This is a genomic window from Microbulbifer variabilis ATCC 700307, assembly GCF_000380565.1.
GTDB classification, from domain to species: Bacteria; Pseudomonadota; Gammaproteobacteria; order Pseudomonadales; family Cellvibrionaceae; genus Microbulbifer; species Microbulbifer variabilis.
The window spans coordinates 1-15,332 of sequence record NZ_AQYJ01000016.1; the positions used below are offsets into that span (position 1 = coordinate 1).

General features: G+C 46.9%; 13 protein-coding genes. 10 read left to right on the forward strand and 3 right to left on the reverse strand.

The features are described from left to right. The 9 genes from G367_RS26395 to G367_RS0100775 all read left to right on the forward strand — a co-directional run. The coding region (locus tag G367_RS26395; RefSeq protein WP_020411174.1) for a coiled-coil domain-containing protein at positions 1–1,362 on the forward strand (1,362 nt) is incomplete at its 5' end. Between the two features lie 4 nt (positions 1,363–1,366). Further along, the gene (locus tag G367_RS0100735; RefSeq protein WP_020411175.1) at positions 1,367–1,762 is read left to right on the forward strand and encodes a hypothetical protein; all 396 of its coding nucleotides are present in this window, start codon (positions 1,367–1,369) and stop codon (positions 1,760–1,762) included. Positions 1,763–1,764: 2 nt separating this feature from the next. Further along, positions 1,765–7,296, forward strand: a complete 5,532-nt coding sequence (locus G367_RS0100740; RefSeq protein ID WP_020411176.1) for a hypothetical protein — start codon at positions 1,765–1,767, stop codon at positions 7,294–7,296. Between the two features lie 12 nt (positions 7,297–7,308). Next, a complete protein-coding gene (locus G367_RS0100745) occupies positions 7,309–7,692 on the forward strand; it encodes a hypothetical protein (protein ID WP_020411177.1) in 384 nt (127 codons plus the stop codon). A 198-nt stretch (positions 7,693–7,890) separates the two neighbouring features. After that, positions 7,891–8,283: a hypothetical protein gene (locus G367_RS25880; RefSeq protein ID WP_157533274.1), complete on the forward strand. Its 393-nt coding sequence runs from the start codon at positions 7,891–7,893 to the stop codon at positions 8,281–8,283. 33 nt (positions 8,284–8,316) lie between these two features. Beyond that, positions 8,317–8,895 (forward strand): hypothetical protein, encoded by a 579-nt coding sequence (locus G367_RS0100755; RefSeq protein ID WP_020411179.1) that lies wholly within the window; start codon positions 8,317–8,319, stop codon positions 8,893–8,895. 63 nt (positions 8,896–8,958) lie between these two features. Then, the gene (locus tag G367_RS0100760) at positions 8,959–9,171 is read left to right on the forward strand and encodes a hypothetical protein (protein ID WP_020411180.1); all 213 of its coding nucleotides are present in this window, start codon (positions 8,959–8,961) and stop codon (positions 9,169–9,171) included. A 191-nt stretch (positions 9,172–9,362) separates the two neighbouring features. Continuing rightward, positions 9,363–9,947 carry a hypothetical protein gene (locus tag G367_RS0100765; protein ID WP_020411181.1) on the forward strand — a complete coding sequence of 195 codons (585 nt, stop codon included), beginning with the start codon at positions 9,363–9,365 and terminating at the stop codon, positions 9,945–9,947. Positions 9,948–10,534: 587 nt separating this feature from the next. Continuing rightward, positions 10,535–10,753, forward strand: a complete 219-nt coding sequence (locus tag G367_RS0100775) for a hypothetical protein (RefSeq protein WP_020411183.1) — start codon at positions 10,535–10,537, stop codon at positions 10,751–10,753. A gap of 111 nt (positions 10,754–10,864) precedes the next feature. Here G367_RS0100775 and G367_RS22755 read toward each other — a convergent pair whose 3' ends face one another. The 3 genes from G367_RS22755 to G367_RS24755 all read right to left on the reverse strand — a co-directional run bounded on the left by G367_RS22755 (position 10,865) and on the right by G367_RS24755 (position 13,418). Beyond that, positions 10,865–11,407 carry a hypothetical protein gene (locus G367_RS22755; protein ID WP_020411184.1) on the reverse strand — a complete coding sequence of 181 codons (543 nt, stop codon included), beginning with the start codon at positions 11,405–11,407 and terminating at the stop codon, positions 10,865–10,867. After that, the gene (locus G367_RS24750) at positions 11,404–12,024 is read right to left on the reverse strand and encodes an AHH domain-containing protein (protein WP_020411185.1); all 621 of its coding nucleotides are present in this window, start codon (positions 12,022–12,024) and stop codon (positions 11,404–11,406) included. The genes G367_RS22755 and G367_RS24750 overlap by 4 nt, the downstream gene beginning before the upstream one ends. 422 nt (positions 12,025–12,446) lie before the next feature. Next, positions 12,447–13,418 (reverse strand): toll/interleukin-1 receptor domain-containing protein, encoded by a 972-nt coding sequence (locus G367_RS24755; RefSeq protein ID WP_020411186.1) that lies wholly within the window; start codon positions 13,416–13,418, stop codon positions 12,447–12,449. 1,198 nt (positions 13,419–14,616) lie between these two features. Between G367_RS24755 and G367_RS0100795 the strand changes: the two genes are divergently transcribed. Then, positions 14,617–14,820 (forward strand): hypothetical protein, encoded by a 204-nt coding sequence (locus tag G367_RS0100795; RefSeq protein WP_020411187.1) that lies wholly within the window; start codon positions 14,617–14,619, stop codon positions 14,818–14,820. Positions 14,821–15,332: the final 512 nt, after the last annotated feature.

Below are 15,332 nucleotides of genomic sequence, written 5' to 3' on the forward strand. Positions count from 1 at the left end.
ACCAGTATCGCTACGGCAGGGATTCAGAAACTCACTGGGGTAGTGGATACCCTGCGCCGAGGTATCGCACCAACTGATGAAGAAAAGCAGCGTACACAATTTGCTGAGCTTCACAGCCAGTATGTTTCGCATCAACACCTGTTGGCCAAGGCAGAAGCTGAAGGCGTCCAGGTTCAGGTTGAAATTCACCGCCACAAATCGGAGCAAATACGCAAACAGCTTGATGAGTTACAGAATGCACACATAGCCGCGCAGAAGAAGCGACAAGAGGAAGAGCGCATAGCTGAAGAAGCTGCTGCAGCGGCGAGGGAGCAATCTGAACGCGACCGTATTGCACAACAACGTGCCATGGCAGAGGAGGCCGGTGGAGCTCAGTTAATACAGCTGGATCAATTTCTGGCAAATCAGCAGGGAAAAATAAAACTCGATCATGAGCAAAGACTGCAGCAAATAGCCGCCCTTCAGATTGCTGAGCAGGAGCTGACAAGGCGCGGCTTCGATTCTATCGAGGCTCTGCGGGCTGAATACTCTGAGCGTGAGAAAGAGCGCTATCAAATGGCCCTGGCTGAAGAGCAGGCGCGTTCTGAGAATGGTGAGGGCGATGGTAACCAAGCCGGCGCCGATGGCCTTACCGAAGCAGAGCGTCAGCGTATGCTGGCCCGTCTGGAAACCCTGCAGCTTTCCTGGCTCACTGAGATGGAGCAACTACAGGTACAGCAGGATGAAGAAATGGCCCTGCTGGATCAGGCCTATGCCAGCAAAATATTCGCTCATGATGAATATGAACGCAAGCTCACCCTTTTAGAAAACAAACATCGAAAGCAGCGCGAAAAGCTCGAACAGGCTTCCAACAAAAGCAAGCTGAAAATGTTTACCGCCGGTGCCGGCCAGATACTGTCTGCCGCGGCTGCTTACAACCAAAAAGCGGCAAAGGCAGAAATGGCTATGGCTGTTTTCTCTACTGGGGTTTCGCTAGTAAAGAATATTGCCAAGGCTTCTGAGATCGGTTTTCCACAAAATATTCCAATGATCGCCGGGGCTATCACTCAAGGGGTGCAGATTGCCGGCATGTTGTCATCGCTGAAAGCACCCGGTGGGGTTTCCGGTGATGCCAGCGCACCCAGTATGAGTACCGGGGGTGCGGTAGCAGCCACCCCATCAGAGAGTTTTGCTAGTTCTGGTAATGATGGTTTTGTAGAAGGGGAAACACAACAGCCGGCAAGCCAGTATATTTTTGAATTTTATGGACCTGTCGGGGATAGCGCTGATCGATTTATAGAGGATCTTAAAACACAAATGATTGAAGGGGATCTGGTGCTATTTGATAAGAATAGCCGCCAGGGTCAGGAACTGGTGGGGTAGGGCCATGCTAATTCAATATACTCCAACACGCGCACTGGTTGGTGACGGCAGTAATTATCAGATTGAAGCCAAGCTAAAACGCTACGACTGCAGCGACCGTCCCGAAGGTAAAGAGCACAAAGCGCTCAGTGGCAAAACGGAATACACGGTGTACCGCCTTGAAGAAGAGTACCTTTGCCAGACAGTACCGCTAAAACTCACTTACACAGATTTGGCCCGTTGGCGGGAGTTTAAAAGAAGCTGTGCTTTCGGTGAGTTTTTCACCTTCGATGCCTATGGCACGGCTGCTACTGCCGATTTTCCACAACAAGTGCAACTCAAATATAAATCCTTCAAAGAGCAGCGCCAGAAAGATGGCCGCTTTATTTTCTCTTTTACTACCGTCCAAGTCATAGCTTAATCATGCGCAACAACTCAGAAACTTTTGACCTGTATAACCAGGGGGCTCAGCGTGAGCTGCGTTTGGTCATCGAGATTGGCTACGACCTGCCACTCTATATTACCAGCCACAACGATATCCCCGGCCTGCCGTTAAACGCGATTCTGGGCACCTTAAAAAAGTGCAGTGCAACCAGCCAGAAATTAATCCCTGAGCAGGGCCTGGCACAGATCGGCGCTATCTCGTTTGAGGTGGTAGATATCGGTGGCCAGCTGTCCTATGTGCTGCGCGATGAGCTGGAGCAGGGCAACGGCATCAAAGGCCGTACTGTGCGGCTGTATCAGGGTTTTGCCGGGCTCGACTGGGATGAGTTCCGCTTGGAGCAAACCCAGATTGCCGAGGAGTCCATTTCCTATGCTGAGGGCATCTACCGGGTACGCTGTCGGGATATCCAGCGCGAGATGCGCCGCGATATTTTTGTACCTAATACCACGCGCCTGGCTGCCAATTTTGCTAAAGCCGATACCACCCTGCAGGTATTCGATACCAGCAGCTTTGAAGCGAATCCGCACACTATTGCCTATGGCGATGCTCCTGGCCAGAACGTGTATTACCTGAAAATTAAATATCAGGATGGCTTTGAAATTGTGCGCGCAAGTGGAAAAACCGGCAGCAGCTTTACCAACTGCGCCAGGGGTTTGTTCGGCACCTTTGCCCGCGACCATGAATTGCCCGAAGACAGCGACGACGAAAGTGGCGTAGAAGTTGAAGAATTTATTTACCTGGAAGGCCCAGGCCCGCAGCTGGCCTATGCACTGTTGACTGGAAAGATTCTCGGCACCAATAACGTACTGCCATCTAACTGGCACCTGGGCATAGATCCGGCTTTCGTGGTGCTGGATGAATTCCAAAACATCGGCGCCGACTGGTACAAGCCCAGCGACAACAGCAAAGGCAAGATCCTGCGCTTTGATGGCTTGGAAAAAACCGACGGCAAGAAGTTTATCGAGACCGAGATTAATTTATTACTCGGAGCCTTTATGCCAGTTAATGCTGCTGGCCAGCTGGGCTTTCGCCGTATGGCTGGGGTGCTGGCTGAATCCGGCACTGTGGCCACCATTGGCCCCGATGATGTGAAAAGCCTGGGTGAGCTCAAGTACAACCTGGCCGGGGTGCGCAATATCTTCTCGGTGCAATGGAGCTGGTTTGAACAGCCGGGATTTGATGGCAAATTCCTGCGCTCGAATAATTTAATTGATGCGGACTCGGTGGCTATCCATGGAGAAGCCAAACAGCACAGCTTGAAGTTTCGCGGACTACACAACTCACGTCACACCTATACCACAATAAAAAATACCTTCGATGCCCTGCGCGATCGATTCGCCGGCCCACCTTTAAGCCTGCGTTTGGGCTTACTGCCCAGTAATAACGACCTGGAAGTGGGGGATATAGTGCGGGTAAGCCTGCCGCAATTACGCGATCACTCTATCCGTGGAGACAGGCCCTACGATTTTAATTTTACCAGTGACAATGAGGGCTGGATTGCCCGCGACGGTATCGCCACGTCCAGTGTTAGCGGCGGCGTGCTTGCGGTAACGGTTAAAGGAGAAAACCCCTGGATCAGCCGCGACTTCTCGCCGACTTTTTCCGGGGCAGATATCCCCTTTGTCAAAATACGGGTGCGGCGTACCAGTGACGAGCCAATTGCGAAAGGCTGGGGCTGTAAGGTATTTTTTAGACACACAGAAAGCACGGTGTATTTTTCTGATGGTGCTGATCAGATTCTGGATCTGATCGACCGACTGAATGCCAACAAAGGCGAGTGGCACGAAGCTACGGTAGACCTCTCCCAAAATACCGATTGGAACGGCAACCAGATCGAGCTGGTCCGCGTGGATATCGGTAACGATTACATAGCCGATTATAGCTATGAGGTGGACTATATCCGCCTGCTGCCGGCCCTGGGCCTCGATGAGTACAGCCTGGATCGTGCCATGGAAGTCCAGCGCATTAGCGTCGATCAAGTTAGCGGTGCGGTATCAGTAGATCTATTCGGCAGTTATCAGCCCGCCGGCATGATTGCCGATCAGCCCGAAGGCAGTAGCAGCAACGCCGAATTACCTGATAGCTGGTATGACGCCGAAGGCACAGCAATGACTGCTGCCGGCCTTAATATCGATGCCAGTGGATTCTTGACCGCAGACGGCACCTTATATGGTGCGGATAACAGCCGCACAGTATTTTATTACCTGGGGGATTTAACTATCCCTGCAGGGCGAACCTTGTTTGTTGCTGATAACGTCGAGCTGCGTGTACGCGGTGTATTGCAGATCGACGGCAGTTTGCGCGGTGTCCCCAGTAACGGCGGGGTAGGGTTTCTCGGTTCCTGTCGCGGCGGTGGTGGCCAGGTAACCGGGGCAGAATACACCAACCGCTATGTCTACAACCGCGTGCGCGGCAAGATCGTTACCGGTCGCAACGCGATAATGCCACCGCTGAATATTGAAAATAATGCGGGGGATTTACAGGGTATTCCCGACGACCTGCGCGGCACTGGCGGCGCCAGTGGCGGCAAGAGTATGAAATACCTGCGCGGCGATCGAAGCTATGAGCCGGTAGGCATTGGCGGTGCTGGCGGGCAGGGTGGTGCCGGTCTCGTGGTGATTGCACGCGGTATCGCTATCGGCGTCAGTGGCACAATCAATACCACCGGTGGCGATGGTGCCCCTGGGCGGACGATCGATGGGGCTCCCTCAAGCCTCGCCGGCGGCAGCGGCGGTGGCGGCGCACCCGGTGGCATGGTGTTGCTGGTAGACGGCACTCAAAACCCAATGCCAGTGCTCAGTAATAATAAAATCATCGCCTGCTATGGCGACAGTCCCAAACCCGGAAGTGCGGGGCAGGGCGGCAACTGCCTCGGCACCAACGCTGCACGCGTTTTATTTGTACCCAAATCGCGCACGCCCTATACCGACTATGAAGACCCCGCGCTGGATCCCGAAGTACAGCAGGCCATCGACAAAGCCGAAGCGGCACAGGCCGACGCTACCGCAGCCTTAGCGGATCTGGACAACATCGCCGCCGATGGGGTTCTCCATCAAAATGAAAAGCTAATTGTTATTCGCGAGTATGCGCAGCTATTGGCAGAGCAAAGCGGCATTGAAGCCCAGGCCCATGGTGCTGGCCTGGTTATTGAAAAAGGCAACTACACCGGCAACCTGGCCGCGTTGACTAGTTACCTGGGTGGTTTGTTTCCAACCTGGAACGATACCGCAGAAAGTACTTCCATCAGCCGCACTATTTGGAATGCCAACTGGGAAGCGGTGTACAGCGCAAAGCAAGCCCTGCTCAATGCTATCGCCCAGCAGGCGCGTGAGGCGGGTATGGTCGGGGCCACGTTGCAATTCCAATGGGATGGCCGACCTGCAGGATTACTCTGGCCCACCAGCACCGACTATGCCGGCGGTACCAAATATTCTTTTAATGCCACGGCCGGAAATGGCTTTATCCATGTGCTGGCATACGATGCCGAAGGTGGTCCGCGCGTTGGTTTGAATGGTGACGAAGTTGGGGTAATGAGTGGGCCGAATGACGCAACTCAGTGGTACTCATTCCCTGTCACTCTGCGGGCCGGCGCCAATGTAATTTCTATTTGGTCCAACGCTGCAGACGGCGGCACCTATGGGGGCATTGTGGTTACCCTGGGCGGCAGTGGTGACCCCGAGGCATTACTGGGTATGTCTGCAGCGGATGCCAAAGCCGAGGCCGCAGCAAACGCAGCTGAAGAAGCGCAGACTGATGCTACTGCCGCACTGCTGGACCTCAACAATATTGCTGCAGATGGCAAACTGCACCCGGCAGAGAAATTAACTGCAGTGCGCGAATACAACCAAATCCTGGCAGAGCAGGGTGATATCGAAGGCCAGGCCAATAGCTATGGCATCACCACCGAGAAAACCAATTACAGCGGTGCAATAACTGCGCTTTCTAGTTATCTCAGCGGCGCCGGTTTGGACAATACCTCAACAGTTACCAGCATTAATCGCAGTACCTGGAAAGCCAAATGGCAGGCGGTATACAGCACACGACAAAAGGTGCTAGTTAAGATCGACCAAATTGCCGGTTCGCGTGCAGATTGGGAAGGCGTCTTTGGACTGAACAAACCAGAAGACGGTGCCACCAAGGGCGCAACACCTCAGGAGCGCGCGCAGATCCGCTCGATGCGTAATACCTTTTTAGAGGATTTTTCTGATAGTAATTATTCCCAGTATTGGGACAACTTTTCTGGCGGTTATCAGAATTTTTACACGAGTGGTTATCTAAAAGTTGGCGGCGGTGCGGCTCGACTTACCGATCATGTATCGATGTACCACGCAGAGAAAATACCCTTTGACCCCAGTAAGCTTTACCGGATAGAGACTCGGGTTTATGTGTATGCCGCAGGTGATGCGGATCGCACCATGTATGCCGGTTTGGCTGGTTACGATAATACCGGCAAACGTTGTAATGCTACTGGTGCAGATACTATGAGTAGCCAGCACTATGTCCTTGCTGCTGGCCTAGATATAGTGGGGCAGAGTTGGCAGACGCTGGTGGCCTATGTCAAAGGCAATGCCTCTGGTAATGCTGAGTACAGTGGTACTAGGGGGGCAAACCATATTGGCAACCCGGCTAAGATGCAGAACAAGGTACGCTTTATTGCCCCGATTTTTTATTGTAATTACTCGGGTAAAACGGGCGATACCTTAATCGATTATGTGAAAATCGATGTGGTGGAAGTGCAGGACCAGCGCAACCTGCCGATGATTCAAGCTGGCATTGCCAGCCTGCCCACCAGTTCCGCTCTGTCCGCTCGCGATGCCGGTAGTACCGCAAGCATTGCCATCGCCTCGCACTCGGTGCAATTCGGTTTCGGCACTATCAGCTATAACGCCGGTACTATTACCGGGCTTTCCTTCAGCACTAAATATTACGTGTACTGCGATGATCCCGGCAGCCAGGGCGGCGCGGTAACCTATTACGCGACCACCAGCTTTTCCCAACTGGCCGCCAACACCTGGCGCCGTGGCGTGGGCACGATAATTACACCTTCAAATGGTGGCGGTGGCACTTATCCGCCGGACCCCTGGTGCGTTGCTGCAGGCAGCTGGCTGCGCGAAGGTTTAATAGCGGACAATTGCGAAAGCGGCGATCTGATCGACTGCTGGGATACTGGCGACGAGGATACCCACCTAAGCCCCATTGTCGGCGCGGTTGATGCGGAACCAGAAATACCCTGCGTATTACTCACCACAGAAAGCGGCGCCCAGGTAATTTGCAGCCGCGAAACCCCCGTTACCGACTGTGAAGGCTATGTCTATGAAGCACAGCACTGCCAGGGGGTGGAACTGGGGGTTTTGCATGAAGAAGAGCCGCTCACCTGGGAAACCGTCGAGCGGGTCGAGTGTGTAGGCCTACGCACCGTGTACAAAATTTCTGTAGGCGGTAAGAGCTACGCCGCCGGCGTCAATCCATTACACCGGGTAATCACCCATAACGGAGTTCATAAGCCATAGGAGGCAGACACAATGCCCAGCTTTTCCCCAAAAACCGTGCCGAACCTGGAAGCCTGGCAGTTCGCCTACATCATCGACGACGGTCACAGCGCCGGCACCACTGTGCGCGCAACGGTAACGCAAAGTACCGAGTCCACCAATAGCGATGCCCAAGCAGCTGCAGTACTTAAATGTACAATTGCTGTAATCGATGATCAGAACAACGTACAGACCGACGGTGCTGGTGATCTAATGTTTAGCGTTTATGTAACCACCAAGACCCTACAAACAGATGCCGGTCAGCCGGTAAACGTCGCTGACCATGCCGCTGATTTAGTAGCGAGTTGTATTGTTGAAGTGGCAAACCGTCTGGCTGTGCATAGTTCGATTGCAGCGATGGCTATTCCAGACGGGTAATAGCGAAAAATATCGATTATGATTTTTTGATTTACCTGTAGCTGTATTTAATTATGGCTGACTTGATAGATATCTTGTATATTCAAGTAAAAGCTGGTTTAAGGCTAGTTGTGTTCAGGTATTAAATTTAGTTCTCGATAGTATTTATGGGTTTAATTTTTTCATAAAGCTATTATGGGTTTTTATTTGGAAGGCTTAATGATGAGTAATGAGGCGGAAGAGATAAAATTACTTTTTCAACAGCTTATTCAGTCTGAACCTTTTTCTTTTCCAAAAGAAAGGGAGGTCTTAATGGCACCAAAGGATAGAGGTGTCTATTTGATATTTAGCAATTTAGGTGCCGTATTACATGTGGGTAATACGCCTACCGGAAAGGATGGCATAAACCAAAGGTTAAAAGATCACTTAAGAGGTGCTTCCTCTTTTGTTAGAGATTACTTAAATGGTAATGGTTCGAGTCTACGAAGAGAATGTTACTACAAATATTTACCTGTTTCAAAGAGCCGGCAAAGAGCATTACTTGAAGCATATGCAACAGGTTGTCTTTGCCCAAAGCATTTTGGTCATAGGGGTATAGATAGTTGTAAGTAATAATTAATTTGTTGTATATAAGGGATATAAAAAATGGATGTTAATAGTAAGAGTGGGGTGCAAGTTTATTTGGATTATCTTAGGGAGCATTGGGCCTTAGTAGCTTCTATAGGTTATTTGTATCTCACATCGGTCGGTATGGTTCAATCATGGACCTTATTCTCAAGGTATGACATTAATATTTTTGAGTTTGCAGAAATCAATGATTTCTTGCTGGCGGCATTTCGGGATCCAGGCATTCTTATCTCTGGTGGCTTAGTGTTTTTGTGGATTGGTATTGCGTTTGTATACTTTTATTCAAAAAATAAATTCAATTTTAAGGGGGATGTTTTTTTTGCGAGTAAGGGTATGATGATTAATGTATTAATTTCTGCAGTTACTATACCATTTATATTCTCAATTTGGCCTGACTTTTTTGATAGAGCGGGTCTTCATAAAAGTGTTACTATTGAATTACGTAGGGGGCGCATACCTGGGATTAATAACTTGAGTGGAACTGAGTTTAAGCTTATAGGAACAAGCGAAAACTTTATATTTGTTCGTGAGGAGAGTTTGGAGCAATCTTTCATTATTCCAACTTCAAATTTAGTTGCAATGGTGGTTAAATCGTAGTGGATTGTGTTGGCCTGTGTTTTTGAAACTGTTACAAATGAGTAAAAATATTGAGATTTAATAATGGCTGGTATGGATAGGGAGTCCCAAGAAATAATGAGTGCTGCAATGCGCTTTATAAAAGTGGGGGACCGTAAAAATTTAGAATCCTATTCTTTGGATCTGCTCAAAAAGGCAGATTATCAGCTTGGTAATCGAGATATGAAGGTAGGATATCGGCGCGCAATCTCGGATCGAATTGATGAGCTGGAGGGGGGCGGGAGCGTGTTGATTTAATTGAAGTTAAGCCAAATATTGACGGGGTGGGATTTAATTTTAATGAGGCTTGGCGTAGATTCAAATTGTGGTGGAGAAAGTAGAAAGGTTTGACTCTTAGCGAAAAAGCTATTTGTCCTGGATAACCTGTTTATATTCATTGTTGTCTCAATATCTTAGTTATGCTTTTCTGGGGGGGGGTATATTGGAATATGAATAAAGCATATGAAGTGATTGATCATGCTAATAGTTATACTGGCGGTTATATTAAAGAGGTATTTCTTCGTGATCAAGAGTTGAAAGGACAGATAGGTTATTTCAAATGGCTGATTATAACACTGGTTGAAATGATAGTCGGTTCAGAGCTCTTGGAAAGCTTGATTGTTACAGGTTCAGTTCCCCCGCACAACACTATTGAGAAGATAGATAGTTCCAAGTATGGAAGTGAGATGCATTTGTCATTGCATATACCTGCTGGTTTAGTAACTGGAATTTTTAAAAGGCAAATATTAGAAGTTTTGTACTTTAAGTTTTATTGTCGATATGAAATTTTGGATAAGGTCGGCGAGCCATTTATTAATCACAGGAATAGAGTAATAGATTGCACTAGAGTTAGGTTTAGAGCACGAAAAAGTCTTTTTTATCAATTTATTGCTTTGAGACGTGTTTATGATCTATTTTGGTTGGTATTGAACCTATTGATAGATGTTATTGTTTTTTTTATTACAACGGACATCAAATTTGCATTGTTAGCTGCCTTAATTGTTGAAGCTCTAAGGCGAATTCTTAGAGTTTAGGTTAAGTTGATTTTTTCCATAGATGATAGGTTGCTTCAATACTATTCTGCACATGCAGCTGCCAGTCTCTTGGCATTTGCGTATAAAGTCTTGAAGCGAATGGTGGGAATAGGATCTGCGAGAAGTGATGCCGCAATTCAATGACATATACCTCCGCCAAACTGATACCTACAGCTTCACGTCATAAGAGGAGTAAATCTGTAGGGATGCGTTGCATTCCAGTTTCCATTTTTGAGACTTGGAGGGGTTTAACTTAAGCTTTTGACTTAACAGCGCCCCAGTCATTCTATCTCGCTTGCGTGCCGCTCGTAGACGGTTCCCAAGTGCTCCCGCTTCTATCATTCAGCTATTTCTGTACTCTCGTGCAAGTCAAAGTATTTCGATTATCGAAATCTAACCACATTTTGCATTGCTAAAATCGAAATTTTCCAGAATATTCATTTAAGAGTTGGGTATTTGATGGTAGCTTCAGAGAGGTTGTCGCCAAAAGCCAGAATATAATGCTGGTGGTTTCTGGCGGGCGGCTGTTTGTGTCGTAAAGGATTGATGCGGCAAGGGGTTAGTAGTTCCTACAAGGAGATTAAGCCATGCATAAAACTGCCCACTTTCAACAACTAAACAAAGTTCATAGCCTCTGCGCTGGCCTTGAATGGGTTAGCGCTTGCCCTGATCAAAATACTCGTGCTGTTCTTGTGCAGTTAATTGGTGCAGAGATGCGCGCAGCAATTCAAGGAGTAATTTACGCCCTTGATGGGCGGTTGGCTGCTATTGGGGCAGAGCAGGAGGAGCGTAGTGATTCTGTTTAGTTGGGCTCTCAGCCCACTGGCCGCTAGTTTTTTTGCGGGTCAGTAGCATTGGATTTCAACATGTATTATGTGGTGATGGGGATGCCCCTACATATGGTAGGGGCTAATCATTCAATACTGTGTAAGATTCTTGCTAAAGAACAAGCCATCTAGCGATGATGCTTCGACCACTTCTTTGAAGGCCTCGGTGCAATAGATACTGACATTAGACTCTTTCGTCCTGAATATCGGCACCTCTTTCAGTTTATCTTCATCGAACTCAATAGCTGAGATTAGGTCGTTATCCCGTGCAACTGATCCGGGCACTACCGCATTAAGATCTTCGGCAATTGTTAGGGGGTTAAATAGGTAAAACTTGGCCCCTTGATGTGTGCAAGGTAGAAACTCGCCGAAAGAGCTCAGTGTGCCTTCGAGAGCGTTGTACGCAGCTTCATGCAACACAAGATAGTTTTGCCACCGAGAAATCGTTGGGATGACCGGTGCAGAATCGCAAGCCTTGATGCTCAACTCTAAAGGTTCCCACTCTTCACTGTAGGATTTAGGGGCTGTATTGAAAAGGAACTTCATACCCACTCGCTTCTTGAGCACCGCAGTAGGTTCGAAGTAGGGTGTCATAAAGTCGCTGTCGTTTTCAGATACTTTATAGATGCTCATGCTTTTCCTATACGTCTAAGTTCGTCGGCGGATAACATAACATAGCGCGGAAATGATGAGAATTTAAGGTCATACTCGATACCCCTTAGCAGCTTCTCTACACCCTCTGGATTGAGCTCTTCAGGCTGCATGGATAGCGAATCAAATTTTTCCCTTAACCACATGTAGTAGCCGTTTCTATGAATACGAGAGTGAGGAACTGCACTAGGCATTTTGGGGTGAGGGGTGTCTGCTGTTCTAGAGGGGAGCCAGGTACCATTCCGTATATCATCGATCCGAATTTTTACATAGGCTAGAATGGCTCGCTGCTGTACGGCTTTTGGATGGGAGCCAGAGACTATGGCGTGGGCGTCACAATTACCGCCAGGGTGCGGCTTACCATTTTTCTCCATAAACTGTCCCATTCTGGCTGAGTCATGGTCCTCAAGCAGTAAGGCCTCTTCATCCATATCCTTGGATGCTTTGCGGTACTTGTCTAGACCCCCTTCAACTTGTTCTACGACTCGCAAAGCCATGTAGTCTGCCCGAGTAATGTTCTCCTTTGAGACAAACATATCAATAGCCACTTCGCGACGATCTTTTAGGTAAAACGGCTTGGGTTGTTCATAGTGACCCATTCTTGAAGCTCCCTCTCTGAAACTGAGGCGTATTATATGAAGACAGTTGGCGTGCAAAGTCTGCTGTAAGACAATGAAATGTGAGCTAGTTCATCAAATAGATCGAATTAATTCGTCCAAATAAGCAGTGATCGCATTCTTAGATTGAGTAAGTGTTAATGTTGAGGAAGGGGTGGTTAAGGCGTCAACCCGGTATCATCGTGACGGATACTGCTGTGCAGTAAAAATTAGCCTTGGTTACCCTCTTCTACAGGGTAACCAAAATGGAAGCTGTGATGGGCTTTTAAATCGCCTGCCTACATAACCCTGCGGCTGGGATTTGCGAAGGGTGGTGGTCTGAGTAATTAGCTTGAGGCTTAAAGCTTAACTCATTGGCATGCTTTTAGTAGTGAAAAAAGCTCGCTTTAAAGTGTCTGGTTCATTTACTTCGTAGGGCTTTTTTGATCGTCACTTTTCATCGCTTTCGCGAACTCGAAAGCCATTTCAAAGACTTTAGGTTCAATTGAATTTATATTTAAGTTGGAAAATGAATTTTTTCCGCTAATATTCCAGTGCTGAAATACTTCCTTTATATCGCTAGCGTGAGCGTCTTCTCCGAATGCTTGGAGGAAGAACTTTCCAAATGATATGGCATGAATCCTGTCGGCATTTTTTAGAGATTCTTCCATAAATGATTTTGCTAAAGAGAATGAATATTTTGCTATGCCCAATAGAAGGCCAACTAAAATTATACTTTTTATAGCAGTGAATGTTACTAGATCCCATTTTGGCACTGGACCATTAAACTGAAAATAACCAAAAATTAAAAATAGCACAGTAGCAATTACTCCAAATGCAATTGCTCCGTATCCCATCCAGTACCAAAAGTTAGCACTTTTTCTTAATGTGCCCTCTCTTTCTTGAAGCTCACCAATTGCATCCTCAACATATTCCGACGCTTCAGTCTCGATTTTTTCTTTTTGTTGATAAGCCATTTCTTCATTAGCAATTACTTTGCCTTGGTGGGCGGCAATTGCATAGTCAATTCTCTTTATTGTTTCTTTTACCGAAGTTGGATCTTCAGGGTCAAGAGAGATGTATACACGTTGAGACATATCAGAGGGTACGCCTACATCACCAATTAATATCGGGATAAACAGTTTCTGTTTTGAATTTTCTGTATACGATAAAATATATTGGAGTTCCTCACCTCCATATTTAGACATTAAAAATGATTTTGAAATTAACGAAACTACGATATCTGCATTTTTTATGGTATCTTTGATAGATGATCGCCAATCTGACCCAAGCTGCATATCTGAAGGGAGCACTTTATACTTTTCTTTAAGCGTTTGTGTGATGGAGTTTTCAGCTTCTGAAGCCTCTTGTGCCCTAGAAATAAATATTTTCGTCATTTTTGCTCCTTGATTACAGAGACGATATTAAATCTTATATAGCGAATATCGTGAGTGCTGTCTAATTATATTCGTGACTTTATAGTTCATGGATTATAAAGGTAATTATGTAAAATGTAAGAGGTATCCAGAAACAAAAGACATAGTGAGTACTCTTCCACTTTGCTTATAAATAAACTTGCTTCAATCCATTTTTTACTGCTGTAGTAGATGGGTGTTATTATGTGGCTAACTTACTGCAGGGCTGAAATTACATAAATTGTCCAGTCGATCATAAGTGGTTTTCGATTTTCAAATCGGTCGTCGTGACGGTAAGCGGTTTCTACAAAATTCCCAAGGCAATGCTAGTGTATGTTCGCAAACCTCTCTTGGGTGCGAAGTAACTTCTACTGTCCAACCTTGGGACTTTATCGGAACCCATGGACAGTAAGATGACCATACTTGATCTGGCGCAGTACCATTGGCATTTCCATATCTGAAAATGGACTTCCCTTACGCTGGTCAGGCAAAGAGGTGGGTTATCATAGGTTCGTGGCCGGGATTGCAGAAGCCCTATTACTAGAAGGGTAAGGGGGAGATCGTGATCCTTGCTACCCTCCATTCTCTCAGAAGGGGTTGTTCATGTTTTAGTGTTTAGATCAACTTCGCCTCAAGTGGGGTCTTACTTGTGCGTGCAACTGTTAGGATAGTTAACTTCATCCCGCTACAAATTCTCTTGTTTGATTTTATCGAAGTTTTGTGTTTTCATTCGCCAAAATCAGTGTGGTAATTTTTAGGAATCCCTTAAGTATGTGAGTTAAAATGCTGTAAATATATACAGAAATTACCACACTAGAGGTTACTAACTCCCTGTTTTTCATCGGAAGCGTGAGTGGTTGTGGCTCCTGAGGTCGCGGGTTCGATCCCCGTCGGCCACCCCAGATTCTTCCTTGTTTATCAAGGACTTAAAACCTCGCTTAGTGCGGGGTTTTTTCGTTTTGGGTCTTTGAGGGGTAATTCGAGGGGGTAATTTTTACCACAATCGATTTTTCCCGCTTCCCGGATTGGATATTTATCCAGTGCTTTTGGTACTCAGAAGTGGTTCTTTCAGGCGTCAATATTCTTAGTTACGATGAGTTTTCTGTAGAGAGAAAAATGCCGCCAATGTTTGATGTGGAAGCCTAGGCCGCTGTTCAAATTTTCTGCGATGGGTTTCTGAATGAAAGACAAAGAAATATATGCTGAAATAGGGCAGTTACTATTTAATGAGGCTCCTGATGTTTTCGGGGAGGTTCGTGTTCTGTTTGGGAGATTTGTAGATACTTTTTTGATTTCTGCATGGACCGGAAGGTTTGGAAAGGGGAAAGGCTTCACATTTTCTCCCGGCACGCCTTTGAAACTCGCCGGGCTTGTAAAAGATTAAAGGCGTTCTACCTGGAAAATGAAATGGGGGATTGGAACGTTATGCATTATGTTTTGATACCTTCTTCAGGCAAATATGATCTTGAATTTGACTACTGCAAAGAGCTGGAGAATGATGAGATAGATTTCTCGGACTATGCAAGAAGGCTCGATAGGGCTTCAAGAATTCACCAAAAGTGTCATTGGAAATTATCCGCTCCCAGTAAGATTTTTTATCTGCTACCCGTTGGCGTGTCCCTTTTACTCTTAATTATCGCCTTGTTGAGTGAAATAACTTTATCTACGGTGTGGTTGTAGCGCCATATCATGTAGTGAGTTTTATATCCGCTGAATTTCTGCTTATCGCCTTCGAAATCTGAGATGCGTTTTATCTTTTGCCTTAATCGATGATCAAAACAATGTACAGACTGATGCAGGCCAGCCGGTAAGCGTCGCCGATCACGCGGCCGATATAGTGGCAAGCTATATAGTTGAAGTGGTAAACCTTCTACCTGTGCAAAGTTCGATTGCGGC